General features: G+C 52.9%; 18 protein-coding genes and 1 other RNA gene. 14 read left to right on the forward strand and 5 right to left on the reverse strand.

Annotation, left to right across the window (positions count from 1 at the left end):
- Positions 1-2: 2 nt before the first annotated feature.
- Positions 3-476 (reverse strand): PTS N-acetylgalactosamine transporter subunit IIB, encoded by a 474-nt coding sequence (agaV, locus tag C3708_RS03525; RefSeq protein ID WP_103948856.1) that lies wholly within the window; start codon positions 474-476, stop codon positions 3-5.
- A gap of 19 nt (positions 477-495) precedes the next feature.
- Positions 496-1791, reverse strand: a complete 1296-nt coding sequence (gene kbaZ, locus C3708_RS03530) for a tagatose-bisphosphate aldolase subunit KbaZ (RefSeq protein WP_103947031.1) — start codon at positions 1789-1791, stop codon at positions 496-498.
- A gap of 250 nt (positions 1792-2041) precedes the next feature.
- Between kbaZ and C3708_RS03540 the strand changes: the two genes are divergently transcribed.
- Positions 2042-2851 carry a DeoR family transcriptional regulator gene (locus tag C3708_RS03540; RefSeq protein WP_103948857.1) on the forward strand — a complete coding sequence of 270 codons (810 nt, stop codon included), beginning with the start codon at positions 2042-2044 and terminating at the stop codon, positions 2849-2851.
- A gap of 127 nt (positions 2852-2978) precedes the next feature.
- On the opposite strand, the gene garD is transcribed toward C3708_RS03540, so the two are convergent.
- Positions 2979-4550: a galactarate dehydratase gene (gene garD, locus C3708_RS03545; RefSeq protein ID WP_103947030.1), complete on the reverse strand. Its 1572-nt coding sequence runs from the start codon at positions 4548-4550 to the stop codon at positions 2979-2981.
- 413 nt (positions 4551-4963) lie between these two features.
- Between garD and C3708_RS03550 the strand changes: the two genes are divergently transcribed.
- From C3708_RS03550 to C3708_RS03600, 11 genes are all read left to right on the forward strand, one after another.
- Positions 4964-6298, forward strand: a complete 1335-nt coding sequence (locus C3708_RS03550; RefSeq protein WP_103948858.1) for an MFS transporter — start codon at positions 4964-4966, stop codon at positions 6296-6298.
- 22 nt (positions 6299-6320) lie between these two features.
- Positions 6321-7091: a 2-dehydro-3-deoxyglucarate aldolase gene (garL, locus tag C3708_RS03555; protein ID WP_095283520.1), complete on the forward strand. Its 771-nt coding sequence runs from the start codon at positions 6321-6323 to the stop codon at positions 7089-7091.
- A gap of 24 nt (positions 7092-7115) precedes the next feature.
- Entirely contained in the window at positions 7116-8006 is an 891-nt protein-coding gene (gene garR / locus C3708_RS03560; protein WP_095283519.1) for a 2-hydroxy-3-oxopropionate reductase, read from the forward strand.
- Positions 8007-8102: 96 nt separating this feature from the next.
- Positions 8103-9248, forward strand: a complete 1146-nt coding sequence (gene garK, locus C3708_RS03565) for a glycerate 2-kinase (RefSeq protein WP_095283518.1) — start codon at positions 8103-8105, stop codon at positions 9246-9248.
- A 32-nt stretch (positions 9249-9280) separates the two neighbouring features.
- Positions 9281-9657, forward strand: an RNA gene (gene rnpB, locus C3708_RS03570) — RNase P RNA component class A.
- A gap of 719 nt (positions 9658-10376) precedes the next feature.
- A complete protein-coding gene (gene tdcA, locus C3708_RS03575) occupies positions 10377-11315 on the forward strand; it encodes a transcriptional regulator TdcA (RefSeq protein WP_095283516.1) in 939 nt (312 codons plus the stop codon).
- A 98-nt stretch (positions 11316-11413) separates the two neighbouring features.
- Complete coding sequence (gene tdcB, locus C3708_RS03580) at positions 11414-12403, forward strand: bifunctional threonine ammonia-lyase/L-serine ammonia-lyase TdcB (RefSeq protein ID WP_095283515.1); 990 nt, start codon at positions 11414-11416, stop codon at positions 12401-12403.
- Positions 12404-12416: 13 nt separating this feature from the next.
- On the forward strand, positions 12417-13748 hold the full coding sequence (tdcC, locus tag C3708_RS03585; protein ID WP_095283514.1) for a threonine/serine transporter TdcC: 1332 nt from the start codon (positions 12417-12419) through the stop codon (positions 13746-13748).
- A gap of 30 nt (positions 13749-13778) precedes the next feature.
- On the forward strand, positions 13779-14987 hold the full coding sequence (gene tdcD, locus C3708_RS03590) for a propionate kinase (RefSeq protein ID WP_095283513.1): 1209 nt from the start codon (positions 13779-13781) through the stop codon (positions 14985-14987).
- A gap of 15 nt (positions 14988-15002) precedes the next feature.
- Complete coding sequence (gene pflB / locus C3708_RS03595; protein WP_103948859.1) at positions 15003-17297, forward strand: formate C-acetyltransferase; 2295 nt, start codon at positions 15003-15005, stop codon at positions 17295-17297.
- 151 nt (positions 17298-17448) lie between these two features.
- On the forward strand, positions 17449-17859 hold the full coding sequence (locus tag C3708_RS03600; protein WP_103948860.1) for a Spy/CpxP family protein refolding chaperone: 411 nt from the start codon (positions 17449-17451) through the stop codon (positions 17857-17859).
- A 105-nt stretch (positions 17860-17964) separates the two neighbouring features.
- On the opposite strand, the gene C3708_RS03605 is transcribed toward C3708_RS03600, so the two are convergent.
- Positions 17965-18624, reverse strand: coding sequence for a DUF2931 family protein (locus tag C3708_RS03605; protein ID WP_103948861.1), 660 nt, complete (start codon positions 18622-18624; stop codon positions 17965-17967).
- The gene (gene tssD, locus C3708_RS03610) at positions 18621-20609 is read right to left on the reverse strand and encodes a type VI secretion system tube protein TssD (protein WP_103948862.1); all 1989 of its coding nucleotides are present in this window, start codon (positions 20607-20609) and stop codon (positions 18621-18623) included. Before tssD ends, C3708_RS03605 begins: the two co-directional genes overlap by 4 nt.
- Positions 20610-21136: 527 nt before the next feature.
- Here tssD and C3708_RS03615 point away from each other — a divergent pair.
- Positions 21137-22468, forward strand: coding sequence for an amino acid permease (locus tag C3708_RS03615; protein ID WP_103948863.1), 1332 nt, complete (start codon positions 21137-21139; stop codon positions 22466-22468).
- Positions 22469-22489: 21 nt separating this feature from the next.
- Positions 22490-23794, forward strand: a complete 1305-nt coding sequence (locus C3708_RS03620; protein ID WP_103948864.1) for a serine dehydratase subunit alpha family protein — start codon at positions 22490-22492, stop codon at positions 23792-23794.
- Positions 23795-23818: the final 24 nt, after the last annotated feature.

Below are 23818 nucleotides of genomic sequence, written 5' to 3' on the forward strand. Positions count from 1 at the left end.
CCTCAGAGTAGTTTAAAGAGATCCAAAGCGGGTTCTGTCGGAACGCCCTGAACAAAGCATTCCACCCCGGCGGCTTTCAGGTCGCTAAATGCCGCGATATCACCGGCATCGACAGAGACCGTTTTGGCAATTTGTTGTTTGCCATTGGCGTAGTGCATGTTTCCCACATTGATACGTTTAACCGGAACGCCACCCTCGACGAGGGTCAGAAAATCGGCGGGTGATTTGCAGACCAGCAGGATTTTCTGGCGGTCTGCCGCGCGATGAATGCTGTCGATCACTTTTTGCAGAGACCAGAAGCGCACGTCGATACCTTCTGCCAGCACCATTTCCATCAGGTTTTGCTGGACCGAATCCTCAGCGACCTCATCATTGGCGACCAGCACCAGATTCGCGCCTGCGAATCCGACCCACTGAACGCCCACCTGACCGTGGATTAGACGCTCATCGATGCGGCATAAGACAATGTTTGGCATAGCATTATCCTCTTCGTTGTTATGCGTTATGGGACGACGTGCCCTGACAGGCTGCGTGATACTGGCGCAGTATGTCCTGAATGTGGTCGATGATGAGTTCTCGCGGCGTCGCCTTGAGAGCCTCCTCGCGAACTTTTCGATACTGCAGCGGTAAGTACTGACTCACGAGCGGGAGCGGAATAGGCTCATCCGCCAGATTACGCACCAGTCGTTCGAAGGCGTCGTCGATCTGGCTGTCCGGCCAGTAGTAGCGAACGCGGTCCGAATAGCTGTAGCCGCGAGCCAGTCGTCGCGCGTTGCCGTCACCGTGGTAGTGGCTTTGCCAGTATTCGGGGCGATCCAGCATCACGCTTTCCAGCACCTGACGCAGGCCGGAGCTGGCTTTGGCGGGCAGCAGCTCTTCTTCAATCGCGGCTAGCGAGAACAGGGCTTCACGCAGGGCAAAGGTCAGCGCCGGGCCGACTTTTAAAATCGCGAAGTGATCTTTCACCAGCTGGCGCAGGGCCTGCGGCGTCTGGTAATCGGTGGAGTGCGCTTCAAAGACGAGTGAATCATAGGCGTTCACCATTTCGCTCAGTGCGACGGCTTTTTCTGGCCGATAGTCAATCACGTGGGTGTTGTCGAACTCGACGCCAGGTTGCACTACCAGGCCGATGATGCGCGGCCAGATATCAGCCAGCCCCTGTTTTTCGAAAGCGAGGCGATGGGCTTCCAGCGTGGCGCGCGCCGCTTCGGGCGTAGTGACTTCCAGCTCGGTTAACGCCTCATGAGCACCGCCGGGAACCGGGACTTCTGTGCCAATGATGTACACCAGGTCAGATTCGCCAAAATGTTCGCGGCGGGCCTGTTCAGCTATTTTTGCCAGTCGCGCGGCGCGCTCTGCGACGATCTCATCCGTCAGTGGAACCGGATCGTCCTCGCAGGACATGCTGCAATCGAGGTGGATCTTTGTGAATCCTGCGGCCACGTAGCTTTTGATCAGGTCGTCAGCGTTCGCCATTGCTTCACTGGCGGTGAGGTTTTGCCAGCGATTTGGGCCGAGATGATCGCCGCCTAAAATCAGCTGCGAGAGCGGGAAGTTGAGACGCTCGGCAAGCTGGCTGACAAAGCCGTGAAAATCGGCGGGTGTCATGCCCGTGTAGCCGCCAAACTGATCCACCTGGTTGGACGTTGCTTCAACCAGCAGGGCGGTGTGACTATCGCCGGCGAAGCGAATGGCAGCTTCGAGTACCAGCGGATGTGCGGAGCAGACGGCATAAATTCCGTTGGCTGCACCAGCTTTATGCAATTCCACCATTTCAATAAGATGTTTCACTTTCCTCTCCACGTTGGATGGTTCGCGTGCTTATCTTTCGTTTTATTTCACTTTATACTGCGCGATGGTGCTATAAAAATAAAACGAAAGATAATGGTTTTCCGATCTGTTTCACAAAAGAAACATAATGAAAGGTTTCAGCAAAGGCATCAGCCACGGTTGGCAGGCTAATGGGGCTTGCATTCCCGCAAAAGAAAGGCGTTAATGGGTAAAACGAAATGAAACGAAAGATTTTCTCAAAGGAGCTCGTATGAGCAGCACTGATTCCTCTATGGAAAAGCGCATCACTGGCACCAGCGAAAGGCGTGAACATATTATCCAGCGGCTGAGGCAGCAGGGAAGCGTACAGGTAAACGATCTTTCGCAGCTTTATGGTGTTTCAACGGTGACGATCCGTAACGATCTGGCGTTCCTCGAAAAACAGGGCATCGCCGTTCGCGCCTACGGTGGCGCGTTGATTTGCGACGGGAATACGCCTGGCGTAGAGCCTTCCGTCGAGGATAAAAGTTCGCTTAATACAGCGGTCAAACGCAGTATTGCGCAGGCGGCGGCGGATCTGATTAAACCTGGCCATCGCATCATTCTTGACTCCGGGACCACCACCTACGAAATCGCGCGCATGCTGCGCCAGCATAATGATGTGATTGCCATGACCAACGGCATGAACGTGGCGAATGCACTGCTGGAGGCTGAAGGCGTTGAGCTGCTGATGACCGGCGGCCATCTGCGTCGACAATCGCAGTCGTTTTACGGCGACCAGGCCGAGCAGTCACTGCAAAATTATCATTTCGATCTGCTGTTTCTGGGCGTGGATGCTATTGATACGGACCGAGGTGTCAGTACGCATAATGAGGATGAAGCCAGGCTGAATCGGAAGATGTGCGAAGTGGCGGAGCGTATTATCGTGGTCACCGACTCCAGCAAGTTCAATCGCTCAAGTCTGCATAAAATCATCGATACTCCGCGTATCGATATGGTCATCACCGACGAAGGCATTCCGGCGGAGAGCTTACAGGAGCTTCAGCGGTCGGGGATTGAAGTGGTGCGGGTAAAACAGTAAGTGCGAACAGAGCCGGGTGGCGGCTACAAGGTAAAAGCAAACGGCAACCCTCGGGTTGCCGTTTTGGTGTGTTCTCCCTCTCCCTGTGGGAGAGGGGCGGGGTGAGGGCTTCAGGCAGCAAAAGGCATCACGTCACCGGAGCCGGGTTAAACACCGCCAGCTGGTTGTGCAATCCCCATTGATCCGAGAAGGTTTTCTTACGCCCGCTCGCCACATCCAGAATAAAGTGGAACAGCTTCCAGCCCACATCCTCAATCGTCTCTTCACCCGTCGCAATCGTCCCCGCATTGATATCCATTAAGTCATACCAGCGGTTTGCCAGCTCGGTGCGGGTCGCCATTTTGATCACCGGCACCGCCATCAGGCCGTACGGCGTGCCGCGCCCGGTCGTGAACACTTGCACCGTAATGCCCGACGCCACCTGCTGCGTGCCGCAAACGAAATCGCTGGCCGGTGTGGCGGCATAAATCAGGCCGCGTTTTGTTGGGCGTTGACCCGGAGAAAGCACTTCGGAGATCGCGCTCTGGCCGGATTTGGCAATCGATCCGAGAGCTTTTTCAACCACGTTCGCCAGCCCACCTTTTTTGTTGCCCGGAGACGGGTTCGCGCTGCGGTCGGTTTGCCCCATATCGAGATAATTGTCGTACCAGGCCATCTCTTCCAGCAGGCGTTTGCCCACTTCTTCGTTAATGGCGCGCGGGGTGAGGAGGTGGATCGCATCGCGCACTTCGGTCACTTCTGAGAACATCACCGTAGCACCGCAGCGTACAAACAGGTCTGAAGCATAGCCAACAGCCGGGTTGGCCGTGACGCCGGAGAACGCATCGCTGCCGCCGCACTGAGTACCGACAACCAGCTCAGATGCCGGGCACGTTTCGCGCTGGCGTTGGTTGAGTTTTTCCAGGTGGCGCACCGCGACTTGCAAAATATCGTCAACCATTGATTTAAAGCCGACGTGATGCTCGTCCTGCAGGCGGACAATGCTGGCATCATCCACCGCAATCGCCTGCACATCTTCAGTGCCCTGCAACAGACGTTCTGGCTGGAGCTTCTCACAGCCCAGACCAATCACCATCACTTCGCCGCCAAAATTCGGGTTGAGCGAGATGTTGTGAATGGTGCGAATCGGCACCACGGCAGCCGGAGCGTTGATCGCCACGCCGCAGCCGTACAGGTGGTTCAGGCCCACCACACCGTCGACGTTCGGGTATTTTGGCAGCAGATCGCGCTCGATGATTTTCACCACGTAATCCACCACGCCCGCCACACAATGCACGCTGGTGGTAATGCCGAGCAGGTTTTTGGTGCCGACACTGCCATCTTTGTTGCGATAGCCTTCGAAGGTGTAGCCTTCCAGTGGCGGTAGCGGTTCAGGCACGCGTGTCGCCAGCGGCAGGGTATTCAGCGGCGGCGCTTTCGGCAGTTCAACTAACGATTCGTCAATCCAGCTGCCCTGCGGGAGAGCCCGTACAGCGTAGCCGATGACTTCCCCGTAACGGACGATTTCACCGTGAGCAGGAATATCGACCAGTGCGACTTTGTGCCCCTGGGGAATATGTTCAATCAGCGTCAGGCCATCTGGGAAACGCGTTCCGGCTTTCAGGCCATTGTCGTTAACAATAATCGCCACGTTATCCGTGTCGTGCACCTTTATATAGAACGCCGTCGGCGACGTTTGTCGAATGTTAATGTCGGCCATTGCTCATTATTCTCCAGTAAAACTTTAGATATTAAATGCTGTTAAGCGAGTGTTTATTTTCTTATTGTCAGAAATAAAGACGCTGCCTTCTTGGATAAAGAATGTCAGGACTGAAACGATAAAAATGTGACCGAGATCACTCATCGGTGCGAGCCATAGCGCCGCCTGGGAGGCAATGCGTAAATCTGTGCATCAGCGCCCATGATGTTGTGCATATGCTCAAAATAACGTTTGAACAGGCATTTAAAATTGAGCGATACGACAATGTGCAGCCCCAGTCGGATGTTTATACTTAATCACGATTTCAATGCATCTGGTTAATTAACGGATATTGCCTGCTATCAATAAATAATCAGTAATGACTTATTCAAAATAATAAAAATATCTGGATCGATGTGCCTGAGGAAATAAACATGTCACTGGAAACAACTGTAGAAACGAAAAAGGGTATTCATACCCGTCATTTAATATTACTGATTATTTTTATCGTGACGGCGGTGAACTACGCTGACCGCGCCACGCTGTCAATTGCCGGAACCGAAGTGGCGAAAGAGCTGCAGTTAAGCGCCGTATCGATGGGCTACATCTTCTCCGCGTTTGGCTGGGCCTATCTGCTGATGCAAATTCCTGGCGGCTGGCTGCTGGATAAATTTGGCTCGAAGAAAGTCTATACCTACAGCCTGTTCTTCTGGTCGCTGTTTACGTTCATGCAAGGTTTCGTCGATTTCTTCCCGCTGGCATGGGCTGGTATCTCCATGTTCTGTATGCGCTTTATGCTCGGTTTCTCGGAGGCACCGTCATTCCCGGCCAACGCCCGTATCGTGGCGGCCTGGTTCCCGACCAAAGAGCGCGGCACCGCCTCGGCGATTTTTAACTCCGCGCAGTATTTCTCCCTCGCGCTGTTCTCGCCACTGCTCGGCTGGCTGACCTTTGCGTGGGGCTGGGAACACGTCTTCACCGTGATGGGGGTGATTGGTTTCATTCTGACCGGCATGTGGGTGAAGTTCATCCATAACCCAACCGACCACCCGCGTATGTCTGCCGAAGAGCTAAAGTTCATCTCTGACGGCGGCGCGGTGGTCGACATGGATCATAAAAAACCGGGCGACAAAGCGGCGAGCGGTCCAAAGCTGCATTACATCAAACAGTTATTGACCAACCGCATGATGCTGGGCGTATTTTTTGGTCAATACTTTATCAACACCATTACTTGGTTTTTCCTCACTTGGTTCCCGATTTACCTGGTGCAAGAAAAAGGTATGTCGATCCTGAAAGTCGGCATGGTGGCGTCCATCCCGGCGCTGTGCGGTTTTGCGGGTGGCGTGCTGGGCGGGGTGTTCTCGGACCATCTGATTAAAACCGGTAAGTCGATCACCCTGGCGCGTAAGCTGCCGATTGTGCTCGGCATGCTGCTGGCCTCCTCCATTATCCTGTGCAACTACACCAACAACACGGTACTGGTTGTCGCGCTGATGGCGCTGGCGTTCTTCGGTAAAGGCTTTGGTGCGCTGGGCTGGCCGGTGATTTCCGATACTGCGCCAAAAGAAATTGTGGGCCTGTGCGGTGGCGTGTTTAACGTCTTCGGTAACGTGGCGTCGATTGTCACCCCGCTGGTGATTGGTTATCTGGTAAGTGAACTGCATTCGTTCAATGCGGCGCTGGTCTTCGTTGGCTGTTCTGCGCTAGGGGCGATGTTCTGCTACCTCTTCGTCGTAGGCGATATCAAGCGTATGGAATTGCAAAAATAACGATTCATTGAAGGTGAAAGCGATGAGTAACGATATTTTCCCGAACAAGTTTAAAGCAGCTCTGGCGGCAAAAGAGATTCAAATTGGCTGCTGGTCTGCGCTGGCAAGCCCTATTAGCACGGAAGTTCTGGGGCTGGCCGGTTTTGACTGGCTGGTGCTAGACGGTGAACACGCCCCGAACGATATCAGCACCTTTATTCCGCAGCTGATGGCGCTGAAAGGCAGCCACAGTGCGCCGGTGGTGCGTGTTCCGACCAACGAGCCGGTGATTATCAAGCGCCTGCTGGATATCGGCTTCTATAACTTCCTGATCCCGTTTGTGGAAAATGTGGAAGAAGCCGTGCAGGCCGTCGCCTCGACCCGCTATCCGCCGGAAGGCATTCGCGGGGTATCGGTTTCACATCGCGCCAACATGTTTGGCACCGTGCCGGACTACTTTGCCCAGTCCAACAAGAACATCACCATCCTGGTTCAGATTGAGAGCCAGCAGGGCGTGGACAACGTCGATGCCATTGCCGCTACCGACGGTGTGGACGGCATCTTTGTCGGCCCAAGCGATCTGGCGGCAGCGTTTGGCCACCTCGGTAACGCCAATCATCCTGATGTGCAGCGCGCCATTCAGCACATTTTCGCCCGTGCCAAAGCGCACAACAAACCGTGCGGCATTCTGGCACCGGTCGAAGCTGACGCCCGCCGTTACCTGGAGTGGGGCGCGACCTTTGTGGCGGTAGGCAGCGATCTCGGCGTCTTCCGCTCTGCCACGCAGAAGTTAGCCGATTCCTTTAAAAAATAATCACCACTGAGAAGAGAGAACGTTATGACGATGAAAGTTGGTTTTATTGGCCTGGGGATCATGGGTAAACCAATGAGTAAAAACCTGATTAAAGCAGGTTACTCACTGGTGGTTTCTGACCGCAATCCGGAAGTTATCGCCGAGCTGATTGCCGCCGGAGCCGAAACGGCCCTCACGGCCAAAGCGATTGCCGAGCAGTGCGACGTGGTCATCACCATGTTGCCCAACTCTCCGCACGTGCAGGACGTGGCGCTGGGTGAAAATGGCCTGATCGAAGGCGCGAAGCCGGGCCTGGTTCTGATCGACATGAGCTCTATCGCCCCGCTGGCGAGCCGCGAAATCAGCGAAGCGCTGAAAGCGAAAGGCGTGGAGATGCTGGATGCACCGGTGAGCGGCGGCGAGCCAAAAGCCATCGACGGTACTCTTTCGGTAATGGTTGGTGGTGATAAAGCGATTTTCGACAAATATTACGACCTGCTGAAAGCGATGGCCGGTTCCGTGGTACACACCGGTGAAATCGGCGCGGGCAACGTCACCAAGCTGGCGAACCAGGTGATTGTGGCGCTGAACATTGCCGCGATGTCTGAAGCCCTGACCCTGGCGACCAAAGCAGGCGTCAATCCGGACCTGGTGTATCAGGCGATTCGCGGCGGTCTGGCGGGGAGCACCGTGCTGGACGCCAAAGCGCCGATGGTGATGGATCGCAACTTCAAGCCGGGCTTCCGTATCGATCTGCATATTAAAGATCTGGCGAACGCGCTGGATACCTCTCACGGCGTGGGCGCGCAGCTGCCGCTGACCGCTGCGGTGATGGAGATGATGCAGGCCTTGCGTGCCGATGGTCTGGGAACGGCTGATCACAGCGCGATTGCGTGCTACTACGAAAAACTGGCGAAAGTGGAAGTCACTCGCTAATGACGTTCTGCCCGGTGGCGCTGCGCTTTCCGGGCCTACATTGTAGGCCGGATAAGTGAAACGTCATCCGGCGCTGTGCAGTAACAGGCTACCACTATGAAAATTGTAATCGCCCCTGACTCTTATAAAGAAAGCCTGTCTGCTTCCGAGGTAGCTCAGGCGATAGAAAAAGGATTTCGGGAAATATTTCCGGATGCTCAATATGTCTCGGTGCCCGTCGCTGACGGTGGAGAAGGCACGGTCGATGCGATGATTGCCGCCACTCAGGGAACGGAGCACCACGCCGTTGTCACCGGTCCACTGGGCGAGAAAGTGAATGCCTGCTGGGGAATGTCCGGCGATGGCGCGACTGCGATTATCGAAATGGCCGCCGCCAGCGGTCTGGCGCTGGTTCCGTCGGCAAAACGCAATCCGCTGATAACCACCTCTCGCGGCACGGGCGAGCTGATTCTGGATGCGCTGGATAAAGGCGCACGCAACATTATTATCGGTATCGGCGGCAGCGCGACTAACGATGGCGGGGCTGGCATGGTTCAGGCGCTGGGTGCGAAGCTGTGCGATGCCAACGGCAAAGAGATTGGCTACGGTGGCGGCAGTTTGATGGCGTTGAACCGGATCGACGTTTCCGGGCTGGACCCGCGACTGAAGGGCTGCACTATTCGCGTGGCCTGCGACGTGACCAATCCACTGATTGGTGAGCAGGGCGCGTCGCGCATTTTTGGTCCGCAAAAAGGGGCCGATGAAGCAAAAATCGTCGAGCTTGATCGCAATCTCAGCCACTTCGCGGATGTGATAAAAAAATCCCTGTCGATTGACGTGAAAAACGCACCGGGTTCTGGCGCGGCTGGGGGAATGGGGGCTGCGCTGATGGCATTTCTCGGCGCAGAGCTGCGCAGCGGGATTGAGATTGTTACCCAGGCGCTGAACCTCGAAGAACATATCCACGATTGCACTCTGGTGCTGACAGGAGAAGGGCGGCTCGACAGCCAGAGTATTCATGGCAAAGTGCCGGTTGGCGTGGCGAGTGTCGCCAAAAAATATCACAAACCGGTGATCGGTATTGCGGGCAGTTTAACCAGCGATGTCGGCGTGGTGCATCAGTACGGTATCGACGCGGTGTTCAGCGTGCTGAACAGCATTGGCTCGCTGGAAGAAGCCTTCCGCGGGGCATTTGACAATATTTATCGCTCATCGCGCAACATTGCGGCGACTTTGCAGGTGGGGATGCGCACGCAAGGGTGACAGCAGCCCTCAAACCCTCTATACTTCGCGCCGAAGCTGACCAGACAGTCGCCGCTTCGTCGTCGTCCCTTTCGGGGGAGACGGGCGGAGGGGAGGAAAGTCCGGGCTCCATAGGGCAGGGTGCCAGGTAACGCCTGGGGGGGAAACCCACGACCAGTGCAACAGAGAGCAAACCGCCGATGGCCCGCGCAAGCGGGATCAGGTAAGGGTGAAAGGGTGCGGTAAGAGCGCACCGCGCGGCTGGCAACAGTCCGTGGCACGGTAAACTCCACCCGGAGCAAGGCCAAATAGGGGTTCACCAGGTACGGCCCGTACTGAACCCGGGTAGGCTGCTTGAGCCAGTGAGCGATTGCTGGCCTAGATGAATGACTGTCCACGACAGAACCCGGCTTATCGGTCAGCTTCAACCATTCAGAAAACCCCGCTTCGGCGGGGTTTTTGCTTTTAGGGGCCTGAATATTTGCACAGACGGCCCCCTCTCCCTTGAGGGAGAGGGCTGGGGTGAGGGGGGAAGGCTCCCGCCAAATCAAACCAATTCTCATTTTTGCGACTGATAGCACATTTCACTGTTTCTGGCGGGGATGGTGATTTTTTACCAACATAAGCGATCCCATTCACAAAATTACGCGCTAAAAACGGTCCATTTTTCAGTGTTGAGTTGATGTTATAAATGCTGTTGAGTTGTAATTCATTTATAGCTCATAGATTAACGAAATCTTTCCGTTCAATACATTTGCCCTATGAATGTGTGATGCCTTCGACGCTTTTTCAGATGTTGACCAGTATTTATTAACTTATTTGATAATATACAAAAATGTTTAACTCTAATAACGCCTAATTATTCACCTTTAATTGCCTGAAATATCACCTTTATTCATTCTGGTTTATTGCCATAAATAGATCGTGGTTATCGCCATAAAATTAATTTATCTCTCTGTCTTTTGTTGATCAATATCAGGCGAATCATTGATTGAAGAAATGCTATCGGTATGATTTATAATGATAAAAGTGGCTTTTTGTTGCTATCTGGAAAATACGAAAAAGCAATCTGTGAGTAACAGCACATACCCTCGTCATCAATAATGGGTAGAATTCTGTCACGGGATATGGAAATAAGAGCAGAATATAATGAACACTATTATTCTACCGAAAACACAACATCTGGTTGTATTTCAGGAAGTCATTAAAAGTGGATCTATTGGTTCTGCCGCCCGACAACTTGGTCTGACTCAGCCAGCCGTTAGCAAAATCATCAACGATATCGAATCCTACTTTGGCGTCGAACTGATTGTGCGTAAAAACACCGGCGTGAAGCTGACCAGCGCGGGGCAAACGCTCCTCGCCTACTCCGAATCCATCACGCGCGAAATGAAGAATATGGTCAGTGAGATGAACAACCTGAGCTTCAGCACCGTCATTGACGTCTCGTTCGGTTATCCGTCGCTGATTGGTTTTACGTTCCTCTCCAGCATGATCAAAAAGTTCAAGGAAGTGTTCCCGAAAGCGCGAGTTTCGATGTTTGAAGCACAGCTCTCTTCGTTCCTCCCGGCTATCCGTGACGGACGGCTGGACTTTGCCATCGGTACACTGAGCGATGAGATGCTGCTCCAGGATCTGCACGTTGAGCCACTGTTTGAGTCTGAGTTTGTACTGGTAGCCAGCAAAACACGAACGAGCACGGGAACGACGACACTGGCATCACTCACGCACGAGCAGTGGGTGATGCCGCAAACGGATATGGGCTACTACAAAGAATTATTAACCACCCTCCAGAATAACCACATCAGCATCGAAAACATCGTCCAAACCGATTCCGTCGTCACCATCTATAACCTGGTTCTCAACGCTGATTATCTTACCGTGATCCCAAGAGACATGATTACGCCGTTCGGTTCAGATCAGTTTGTGGTGTTGCCCGTAGAAGATGAATTACCTATTGCACGTTATGCCGCAGTCTGGTCAAAAAATTATCGTATTAAAAAATCCGCTTCGGTATTAGTGGAGTTGGCGAAGCAATATTCCGCTCAAAATAGTGAAAGGCGAAAACAGCTTACAATTACTGAATAATGAATTAAGTATTTAATTTTAAAAACACCCGGCGAAAATATACTTCGCTGACACCCAGATTTTGTCTATAGAAAATTAATTATTATAAAGAGGATTATATGCACATTACTTACGATCTTCCGGTAACGATTGAAGAAATACAAGATGCCCGCAAACGACTGGCTGGTAAAATTTATAAAACAGGTATGCCGCGTTCTAATTATCTGAGTGAACGCTGCAAAGGCGAAATTTTCCTCAAGTTTGAAAATATGCAACGCACGGGTTCGTTTAAAATTCGCGGTGCGTTCAATAAATTAAGTTCATTAACCGAAGCCGAACGCCGCAAAGGTGTCGTCGCGTGCTCTGCGGGCAACCACGCTCAGGGCGTTTCACTCTCCTGTGCGATGCTGGGCATCGACGGTAAAGTGGTGATGCCGATGGGCGCGCCTAAATCGAAAGTGGCTGCCACGCGTGATTACTCCGCCGAAGTTGTGCTGCACGGCGAGAACTTTAACGACACCATCGCCAAAGTGAGCGAAATCGTTGAGCTGGAAGGCCGCATCTTTATCCCACCGTATGACGATGTGAAAGTCATTGCCGGACAGGGAACCATTGGTCTGGAAATTCTGGAAGACTTATATGATGTCGATAACGTGATTGTCCCTATCGGCGGCGGTGGTTTAATCGCGGGTATTGCGACTGCAATTAAATCCATTAACCCAACCATTAATATTATCGGCGTTCAGTCAGAAAACGTTCACGGTATGGCGGCGTCATACCACGCCGGGGAAATAATGAATCACCGTACCACCGGGACATTAGCCGACGGTTGCGATGTTTCTCGTCCTGGTAATTTAACCTTCCAGATTGTGCGTGAATTAGTCGATGACATCGTGCTGGTCAGCGAAGACGATATTCGTAACAGTATGGTCGCGCTGATTCAACGCAATAAAGTGGTAACAGAAGGGGCTGGCGCGCTGGCAACTGCTGCATTATTAAGCGGCAAACTGGACCATTATATTCAGGGTCGTAAAACGGTAAGTATCATTTCCGGTGGTAATATTGACCTTTCCCGCGTTTCCCAAATTACCGGCCTCGTTGACGCATAAATAAGGATAAATTATGAGCAACTCTGAAACTATTATTGCCAGTCAGACAAAAACGTCCTCCTGGCGAAAATCAGATACCACCTGGACACTGGGGCTGTTCGGTACCGCAATCGGTGCAGGCGTGCTGTTCTTCCCGATCCGCGCCGGTTTTGGCGGCCTGATTCCGATCCTGCTGATGCTGCTTCTGGCATACCCGATAGCCTTCTATTGCCACCGCGCGCTGGCACGTCTGTGTCTGTCTGGCAGCAACCCATCCGGTAATATTACCGAAACGGTCGAAGAGCATTTTGGTAAGACCGGCGGCGTGGTCATCACCTTCCTCTACTTCTTCGCCATCTGCCCGCTGCTGTGGATTTACGGCGTTACCATTACGAACACTTTTATGACCTTCTGGGAAAACCAACTCCAGTTGCCTGCGCTGAACCGTGGCTTTGTCGCCCTGTTCCTGCTGCTGCTGATGGCCTTCGTTATCTGGTTTGGTAAAGACCTGATGGTGAAAGTGATGAGCTTCCTGGTGTTCCCGTTCATTGCCAGCCTGATCCTGATCTCCCTGTCGCTGATCCCTTACTGGAACTCGGCGGTGATCGACCAGGTCAACCTGAGTGATATCTCCTTTACCGGACACGATGGCATTCTGGTTACCGTCTGGCTTGGGATTTCCATCATGGTCTTCTCCTTCAACTTCTCGCCAATTGTCTCTTCGTTTGTGGTGTCAAAACGTGAAGAGTACGAAGGCGAATTCGGCAAAGAGTTCACCGAGCAGAAATGTTCCAAAATCATCGGTCGCGCCAGCATGCTGATGGTGGCGGTAGTGATGTTCTTCGCCTTTAGCTGCCTGTTCACGCTCTCTCCGCAGAACATGGCGGAAGCCAAAGCACAGAACATTCCCGTGCTGTCTTACCTGGCCAACCACTTTGCTTCGCTGTCAGGCACCAAATCGACATTCGCTACTGTGCTGGAATACGGCGCATCGATCATCGCCCTGGTTGCCATCTTCAAATCCTTCTTCGGACATTATCTCGGTACGCTGGAAGGGCTGAACGGCCTGGTGCTGAAGTTTGGTTACAAAGGCGATAAGAAGAAAGTTTCCGTCGGCAAACTCAACACCATCAGCATGATCTTCATCATGGGCTCCACCTGGGTCGTGGCGTACGCCAACCCGAACATTCTGGATCTCATTGAAGCGATGGGCGCACCGATTATCGCCTCCCTGCTGTGCCTGCTGCCGATGTATGCCATCCGCAAAACGCCAGCACTGGCGAAATACAAAGGCAGAACCGAGAACATCTTCGTTACCGCGATTGGCCTGCTGACCATTCTGAATATCGTTTACAAACTTTTCTGATTCAAAGCTCAGGATGAGCGGAGTAAAGACATGAATGAATTTCCGGTTGTATTGGTCATTAACTGTGGATCGTCCTCTGTGAAGTTTTCGGTACTGGATGCAGCGAGTTGTGATGCGCTGATGACCGGTATCGCAGATGGAGTGAACACCGAAAGTGCCTTTATATCCGTGAACGGGAGCGAGCCAGTCAAACTGGCTCGCAAGGACTACGAAGGGGCGCTGGCTGCCATCGCCCTGGAGCTGGAAAAGCGCGATTTGATGAGCAGCGTGGCCTTAATTGGCCACCGTATCGCTCACGGTGGCAGCCTGTTCAGCGAGTCCACCCTGATCACCGATGAGGTTATCGACCAAATCCGTCAGGTTTCCCCCCTGGCTCCGTTGCACAACTACGCTAACCTCAGCGGCGTGGAAGCCGCGCAGCAGCTGTTCCCAGGCGTGCAGCAGGTGGCGGTGTTTGATACCAGTTTCCACCAGACGCTCGCGCCACAGGCCTATCTCTACGGCCTGCCGTATCGCTTCTTTGAAGAACTGGGCGTGCGTCGTTACGGGTTCCACGGCACCTCCCACCGCTATGTTTCTCAGCAGGCCCGGTCCTTGCTGAACATTCCCGAAGCGGACAGCGGGTTGGTGATTGCGCACCTCGGTAACGGGGCGTCGATTTGCGCGGTCCGCAACGGACACAGCGTGGATACCTCGATGGGCATGACGCCGCTGGAAGGGCTGGTGATGGGCACGCGCTGTGGCGATGTTGATTTTGGCGCCATGTCCTGGATTGCCCAGCAGACCGGGCAGACGTTCGAGGATCTTGAGCGCGTCGTCAACAAAGAATCAGGCTTGCTCGGGCTTTCCGGCCTCTCGTCTGATTTACGCACTCTTGAAAAAGCCTGGCACGACGGACACGAGCGCGCCCGCCTTGCGATTGAGACCTTCGTCCATCGCATAGCCCGTCACATCGCCGGTCATGCCGCGTCCCTGCACCGTCTGGACGGCGTGGTCTTTACGGGCGGCATTGGAGAAAACTCAAAACTGATTCGCCAGCTGGTGGCCGACCGCCTGCAGGTATTTGGCATCCGGCTTGATGAGCAGAAAAACGCCCAGCCAGGTAGCGCGGGTGAGCGCATCATCTCCGCTGACACGTCCCGCGTGCCCTGCGCCGTGATCCCAACCAACGAAGAAAAAATGATCGCACTGGATGCCCTCCGTCTTGGAAAGGTCCATCTGGCTGCGGAAATCGCCTGATACAGAGAGAAAATCATGAAGGTTAATATCGATATTCGTGTCGCTCCCTACAGCGACGCGTGGGCCGGCTTTTGCGGTAACGAATGGCAAGACAGTATTAATGTGCGGGATTTTATCCAGCAAAACTACACGCCGTATGAGGGCGACGAGCACTTTTTAGCGCCCGCGACGCCTGCCACCACGGCGCTGTGGCAGAAGGTAATGGAGGGCATTCGTCACGAAAACTCGACTCACGCTCCGGTCGATTTCGACACTAACGTCGCCACCACCATTACTGCCCACGGACCGGGCTATATCGAGAAAGCGCTGGAAACGATTGTCGGCCTGCAAACAGACAAGCCGCTGAAACGCGCCCTGCATCCGTACGGCGGAATCAACATGATCCGCAGCTCGTTTGAAGCCTATGGCCGCGAGATGGACCCGCAGTTTGAGTATCTGTTCACCCATCTGCGCAAAACTCACAACCAGGGTGTGTTTGACGTCTATTCACCGGAGATGATGCGCTGTCGTAAATCCGGCGTGCTTACTGGCCTGCCGGACGGTTACGGGCGCGGGCGCATTATCGGCGACTATCGCCGCGTGGCGCTGTACGGCATCAGCTATCTGGTGCGTGAACGCGAGCTGCAGTTTGCCGATCTGCAGCCGAGAATGGAGCGCGGAGAAGATCTGGAGGCGACCATTCGCCTGCGTGAAGAGTTATCCGAGCACCGCCGCGCGTTGCTGCAAATCCAGGAGATGGCGGCGAAATATGGCTGTGATATTTCGCGCCCGGCGATGAACGCCCAGGAGGCGGTGCAGTGGCTGTACTTTGCCTATCTGGCGGCGGTGAAATCACAGAACGGCGGGGCGATGTCCCTGGGCCGCACGGCGACCTTCCTTGATATTTACATCGAACGCGACATGAAGGCCGGACGCCTGAACGAGCAGCAGGCGCAGGAGTTGATCGACCACTTCATCATGAAGATCCGCATGGTGCGCTTCCTGCGTACACCGGAATTCGACACCCTGTTCTCAGGCGATCCGATTTGGGCCACGGAAGTGATCGGCGGGATGGGATTAGATGGCCGTACGCTGGTCAGCAAATCTTCGTTCCGCTATCTGCACACGCTCAACACGATGGGGCCTGCGCCGGAGCCGAACCTGACGATCCTGTGGTCCGAACAGCTGCCGATTGCTTTCAAAAAATATGCCGCGCAGATGTCGATCGCTACTTCCTCGTTGCAGTACGAGAATGACGATCTGATGCGTGCCGATTTCGACAGCGATGATTACGCCATCGCCTGCTGCGTCAGCCCGATGGTGATCGGCAAGCAGATGCAGTTCTTCGGTGCGCGCGCCAACCTCGCCAAAACGCTGCTGTACGCAATCAATGGCGGGGTGGATGAGAAGCTGAAAATCCAGGTCGGACCGAAAACTGAGCCGCTGCTCGACGATGTGCTGGATTACGACACCGTGATGGCGAGCCTGGATCACTTTATGGACTGGCTGGCGGTGCAGTACATCAGCGCCCTGAACCTGATCCACTTCATGCACGATAAATACAGCTATGAAGCCTCGCTAATGGCCCTGCACGACCGCGACGTGCATCGCACGATGGCGTGCGGGATCGCGGGCCTGTCGGTGGCGGCGGATTCCCTGGCGGCAATCAAGTACGCTACCGTGAAACCGGTGCGCGACCACACCGGCCTGGCGGTCGACTTCGTGATAGAAGGGGAGTATCCGCAGTACGGCAACAATGACGATCGGGTGGACAGCATCGCCTGCGATTTGGTTGAGCGCTTTATGAAGAAAATTCAGGCGCTGCCGACCTATCGCAACGCTGTGCCGACGCAGTCGATTCTGACCATCACCTCGAACGTGGTGTACGGCCAGAAAACGGGTAACACACCGGATGGACGTCGTGGCGGCACGCCATTTGCGCCGGGGGCGAACCCGATGCATGGGCGCGATCGCAAAGGTGCGGTGGCCTCGTTAACGTCTGTCGCGAAATTGCCGTTCACCTACGCCAAAGACGGGATTTCTTACACCTTCTCAATTGTGCCGCAGGCGCTGGGCAAAGACGAAGGGGTACGTAAAACTAACCTGGTCGGTCTGCTGGACGGATATTTCCACCATGAAGCGGCCATCGAAGGCGGGCAACACCTGAACGTCAACGTTATGAACCGGGAAATGCTGATGGATGCCATTGAACATCCAGAGAATTATCCGAACCTGACAATCCGCGTTTCAGGCTATGCAGTGCGCTTCAACGCCCTGACGCGTGAACAGCAGCAGGACGTGATTTCACGAACTTTCACCCAGTCCATTTAAGCCAACACCTGTGAATACGCCCCCTTCCATGAAGGGGGCTTTTTTTTGCCCGCTGCACATACAAATTTGTTTATATAATTGATCACACATCTTCATCCAGTCTTGAAAAACAATGCACCTGCTTCCCCTACAACTCTTTAAGGACAGTAAGATGATGAAAATGACCCGAATTGCTCTGCTCGCAGCAACGCTCGCTGGTTTTAGTTTTACCGCGCAGGCGGCAAACGTTGAGGCCGCACCGTCCCCGTCGCAAGATCCTCTCGTGCAGCATCTTAAACTCAGTACCGATCAGGTGAAGAAAATTGAAGATCTGCACCAGAAACTGGAAGATAACGTCAGCAAAATCCCGATGACCGGCGTGAAAGATGGTGCGCTGATTGATATGTTCCAGTCCGGCAAATGGAACGAAAGCGTAGTGAAAAACCAGCTGTCCGCTTTTAGCAGAGTAGAAGAACAAGCGCGCTACTATCGCGTGAAATACTACTTCGACGTCAGCCAGGTGCTCACGCCGGAGCAGCGTAAGCAGATCAAAACCGATATGGCGAATGCACTGAGCGAGTGATTCTGTGCGCCCGCGAAAGTCGCGGGCGTTTTGATGTGGTGTTTGTGGGAATGCTTTTGCTGTGTTGGCGATCATTCTTTGTATCCGCAGTAAGAGCGGGTTAATTTACCAATCGCCGTAGGGGTAGGTTTTGCCTTTAATAAATTCTTCTGTCTCTTTGGTATATTCGTAACCCTGCGAATGTTGAGTTATCCCTTTACAACCATCCAGTCTATCGCCGGATAATGTGATTATTTTTTCCGGTTCTACCGGACTGCTACCATTGCCGCTGGCAGTGTTCTGTAGCCAAACCTTTACTTTACCTTCAGGAGCTAAGCCAAACAGTAAAGTATTAAACCAGGCCATTTCACCATAATCGTCTAACCCTGTTGAAACACTCATCTTTTGCCTGACGGATTCGGGAAAAGTCACATGCGTTTCGTAGGTTTTTTTATCAATGACAGAGTCCCAACAAAACAGCATTGTCACCGGAGGGTGCCGGATTTTATTGAACTGTGCATGTCGTCTGACTTTATTATTCCATGTGTTAACTGTCGCCCAATTGTCCTGAATACTATCCAGACTCCTGAATGAGTAAAGGATTTTTTTGTCATCGATGATACCAACATAAGTAACATCAGCGGGCAAAGCCTTCGGAGTGAAAAACGTAAATTCAATTAGTCCATAGGGCATCTTACCCGTTTCTTCTGGTGTTATGGACTTGCCGGATTGGCACCCGAATAAAGCAAGTACCAAAGCAAATAGGGACTGTTTTCCATAACTCATTTTTGAATTCCATCCATGTTGTAGATTGTCCTTTGCCAGTTTTCATCTGGCCTGTTTACAAAACCAAGGGTCTCAGACATTGAGGCTCCACCGTAGGGCTTTTGGGTTCTATCAAAAATAATGCTGTTCCAGTTTGCCGAGCAGTGGATAAGGTTTTTAGCAATACAATCAGTTTCTTGCTGATTAAATTCTGACGGAATTTTCCCAGAACGACATGCTTGCCCCATTAATATCGATTTTTCACATAGTTTTAAAAGATCTGGGCTGAGATTTAGGGCATCATTTTTTTGAATTTCCTTAAACACCACCCCAGCATCCTGCGCTGCATCGATCATCACTCGCAGTACCACCTTAGACCAGTCGTTCTTCACGATGCGCTTTTTCATGACCAGAGCCGCAAACGCACGTTTCTGCATCCCTTCTCTCGGATGGGCTGGCATCCTTGTGTCCTCCCAGACGTCAGCCGTAATGTCATAGGTGCGGATTAACGGTGCCAATACCGCAGAAAGTTTCAGAATCGGTAGCTGCTCCATGGCATGCCGGTATGCTCGTGTATCCGTCAGCGGTGTATCCAGCGGCACGGTTTCCACTTCCGGATGCGTCAGATAGAGATTTTCCCGCATCACAGGCAGGTAGCCACCGCCGATATCGGAATGCGCTCCGGGCAGAGCGAGCTCCGGCCAGGCGGGCTGCACGCTGTTCAAAGCGAAGTTAAAACGGCACTCGTGCTGCGCCGTGATGTGAAATACTTTCTCTGCCACGCCGGGACGTAGCACGATATTGACGTCACCGGTGTTAGCCGTGTGCGGATTAAGTCCGTTTTGCGGTGTGCCGATGGCGGCGACGGTATCAAAAATACCGATAAAGCGAGTTTTTCCTGCCGGAGCACCCGCGTATTCGACGTTATTCAATCCCTGGCGGATGGCATTGATAATGTCCCGATCTTCCATCTGAATGCGGTTGGCAAAGTGGCGTGCCGCCGCCGCACCGCGACTAAAACCGAAGATATCGAATCTAAACTCAGTCACTTTCAGGGAAGGAACTGATACAAACTCCCTGATATCATCAAAGAACTTTTTAATCGCTCCCGCAATCTGCTTCACCGCCAGATCCGTCTTCGCAATCACTCCAGTATCTGCCACCCCAAAACTCAGCCCAATCATGCTGTCCGGTTTTCCCGCCTCGGTACCGATCCCCTCAACGTAAATGGCCGCCTGCGCCTGCCCTGAATCAATGGGCAGATCCGTTTTGTACAACGTATTTAACCAGTGAATATTGGTGTACCCGCCGGTATAGCTGATCGCCCCGGTCCCGGAGATGCCCATCTGTTCCTGAGCCGTACGCGCCAGAATGCTCTCAGCATCAGGGTCGGAGAGGTCGAAGTGCGCGGCGGTACAGGCGGCGAGCATATTTTGCGTGTTGACAGCATTATTGCCGGTTCCATCAAAAAACACCCCGAGGGTCAGGGTGATATTCCGTTTTTCAGGCTGCTTTTGTTCAGACGGAGGGAATATTTCATTATACTTTTCCGGCAACACCAGATCGCTGAACTCGGTATTCGCAATGAGATGTTTACTGCGAATATAATCATAACTCACGCTGATACTTTCAGTATCCAACATATCCTTCGTTACCGAACTCGATATAGCCTGAATCGACGCGCCGCGCAGTTCAATATGAAAATACTTTTCCTGGCTGCCAAACCGGTTAGTACGGTAATAATCAAAGCTCAGCCGCAGCTTTTCATTTTCATTTATCGCCGCCATCAGAAGCGGTGAGCTTTTGTCGACCGGCTTGGTGAAGCTCAGTCCCTGGTGATGCACACCATCTGTGGTACTGACACTGCTGGATGAGAGCTGATAAACAAGGATTTCGTTTTCATGTCGATACTGAAAGCGGTTGCCGATCGATTTTTCTGTTCCACAGCCAGAGGATATTTCCCCCTGACGCTCTCCCATCAGCGTTAAATAGATAACGTTGCTCATTCAATGATGTCCTTTTCATTGATTAATAAAATATATTGATGTGATTAATAAAGCAGGTCAGGAGTGTAGTCTTTTTGCGCTCGTCAATATTGTCGTTAGTGTCATAGAGTCAGAAAATAAATATCATGGCGAGTGGTTTTTCCGGACCGACATATCAAGAAATAAAGGAGAGATGAGCAGGGAAATGCAACCTGTGAAGTCTCCAGGACCAGGGCTGCTCAAAAGTCCCCACAAAGAGAAATTGCGTTCACACTGGCGAATCAATCAACAATACGCATTTGTTTCGGACGTTTTGTTTCTTTGAACTGCGTCACTGTTGGAAAATTATTTCTACATTCGCCACGTTAAGAGCATTATTTTCCTCTCTATAACCAAAAGCCATACAAACATTGTGATTTTTTTCTCTTGCTCCCTCGGTATCATCTCTCCATTCAAATAATAAGCACCTGTACTCTTCTGGCTCATTATCGCTGGTGAGCGGAACCCATAAAAATAACTGTTTACCCTACAAAATAAGCGAGTGCCTTATGGATACGGCGACAAACAACAGCGTTATTGTGATTGATTCCCCGGCGGCAAGACGGGCGGGAATGAGTGAAAGCGAGTGGCAGGAAGCGATTAAATTCGACAGTAATGACACCGGCTGGGTGATCATGAGTATCGGCATGGCGATTGGCGCGGGGATTGTTTTTCTCCCTGTGCAGGTCGGATTAATGGGGCTTTGGGTTTTTCTGCTCTCGTCAATTATTGGTTATCCGGCGATGTATCTCTTTCAGCGTTTATTTATTAACACGCTGGCAGAATCCCCCGAGTGCAAAGATTACCCGAGTGTGATCAGCGGTTATCTCGGCAAAAACTGGGGCATCTTATTAGGTGCGCTCTATTTCGTGATGCTGGTTATCTGGATGTTTGTTTATTCCACCGCGATTACCAACGACAGCGCCTCGTATTTGCATACCTTTGGCGTCACCGATAGCCTGTTATCTGAAAACCCTTTCTACGGTCTATTTCTGATTTGTATCCTGGTGGCCATTTCATCACGCGGTGAAAAGCTGTTGTTTAAAGTGTCGAGCCTGATGGTTCTGACCAAGTTGCTGGTGGTTGCAGCGCTCGGTCTGTCGATGATTGGCATGTGGCAGCTGATTAACGTCGGGATGCTGCCGCCGATGGGCTTGCTTATCAAGAACGCCATCATCACACTGCCGTTTACCTTAACCTCTATTCTCTTTATTCAGACACTCAGTCCGATGGTGATCTCTTATCGCTCGCGGGCCAAATCTATCGAAGTGGCGCGCCATAAAGCGCTGCGAGCGATGAATATTGCGTTCGGTATTCTGTTTGTGACGGTCTTTTTCTATGCGGTTTCGTTCACCCTGGCGATGGGGCATGACGAGGCGGTGAAAGCGTACGAACAAAATATCTCGGCTCTGGCGATTGCCGCGCAGTTTATTAGCGGCGACGGTGCGGGCTGGGTCAAAATCGTCAGCGTTATCTTAAATATCTTTGCCGTGATGACCGCGTTCTTCGGCGTTTATTTAGGCTTCCGGGAAGCGACGCAGGGCATTATGATGAATGTGCTGCGCCGCAAATTGCCTGAAGAGAAGATTAATGAGCGTCTGGTGCAGCGCGGAATAATGCTGTTCGCCATTCTGCTGGCCTGGAGTGCGATTGTTCTCAATGCACCGGTCCTGAGTTTTACCTCTATTTGTAGCCCGATCTTTGGCATGGTCGGCTGTTTAATTCCGGCGTGGCTGGTCTATAAAGTCCCCGCGCTGCACAAATATAAAGGCGTATCACTGGTGATTATTATTATTACCGGGCTGCTGCTTTGTGTTTCTCCTTTCCTCGCGTTCTCCTGAGGGGCAATTAAGGTCGTAACGATGTCTGAGCAAATTAATCCTTTATGGAACCATTTTATTCGCGCGGTGCAGGAAGAGGTCAAACCTGCGCTGGGATGTACAGAACCGATCTCGCTGGCGCTGGCTTGTGCGATGGCCGCGCAGCAGTTATCCGGGGCGGTCACGCACATTGAGGCGTGGGTTTCTCCTAACCTGATGAAAAACGGTCTCGGCGTGACGGTACCAGGAACCGGCATGGTGGGTCTGCCGATTGCCGCTGCGCTGGGTGCTCTGGGTGGCAATGCGCAGGGCGGGCTTGAAGTGCTGAAAGGCGTTTCAACAGATAGTGTTGAACAGGCGAAGGCGCTGCTCAACGCGGGAAAAGTGCAGGTGAAATTGCAGGAACCGTGCGCGGAAATCCTCTATTCCCGAGCGCGCGTCTACGCAGGCGAAGAGTCGGCGAGTGTAACGATTGCGGGCGGGCATACACGCGTCGTGCAGATAACCTGTCAGGGTGAAACCTGCTTCACGCTGGACGAGCAACCGCAAAGCGACGCCGACGATCCGCTGGCCATGCTTTCACGCACCACGCTGTCGCAGATCCTTGAGTTTGTCGAACAGGTTCCGTTCTCAAAGATTGGGTTCATTCTGGAGGCCGCGCGCCTGAACGATGCACTTTCCCGCGAAGGACTCACCGGGCAATGGGGGCTGCATATCGGTGCGACGTTGAATAAGCAGCGCTCTCGCGGATTTATGGCGCAGGATTTGGGCTCGGATATTGTCATTCGCACCAGCGCTGCGTCGGATGCGCGGATGGGCGGTGCGACACTCCCGGCCATGAGCAATTCCGGTTCAGGCAATCAGGGGATCACCGCAACCATGCCCGTACTGGTGGTGGCCGAGCATCTTCAGGCTGACGACGAAAAGTTGGCGCGGGCGCTCATGCTCTCGCATCTGGCGGCGATCTACATCCACTACCAGCTTCCACGTTTATCAGCGCTGTGCGCGGCCACCACGGCAGCGATGGGCGCGGCGGCGGGAATGGCGTGGCTGCTCGATGGACGCTATCAAACGCTGTCGATGGCGATCAGCAGCATGATTGGTGACGTCAGCGGTATGATTTGCGATGGCGCTTCCAATAGCTGTGCCATGAAAGTGTCAACCAGCGTGGGAAGTGCCTGGAAAGCGGTGATGATGGCGTTGGATGATTCTGCTGTGACGGGCAACGAAGGGATTGTGGCCGATGATGTGGAGCACTCAATCGCCAATTTGTGCTCACTGGCGTGTCAGTCGATGCAAGCCACCGATCGGCAGATTATCGAGATTATGGCGAATAAGGCGACTTGACGTGCAGGCTCTCTCCCGTGAAGG

This window comes from Lelliottia sp. 7254-16, assembly GCF_002922995.1.
Classification (GTDB): Bacteria; Pseudomonadota; Gammaproteobacteria; order Enterobacterales; family Enterobacteriaceae; genus Enterobacter; species Enterobacter jeotgali.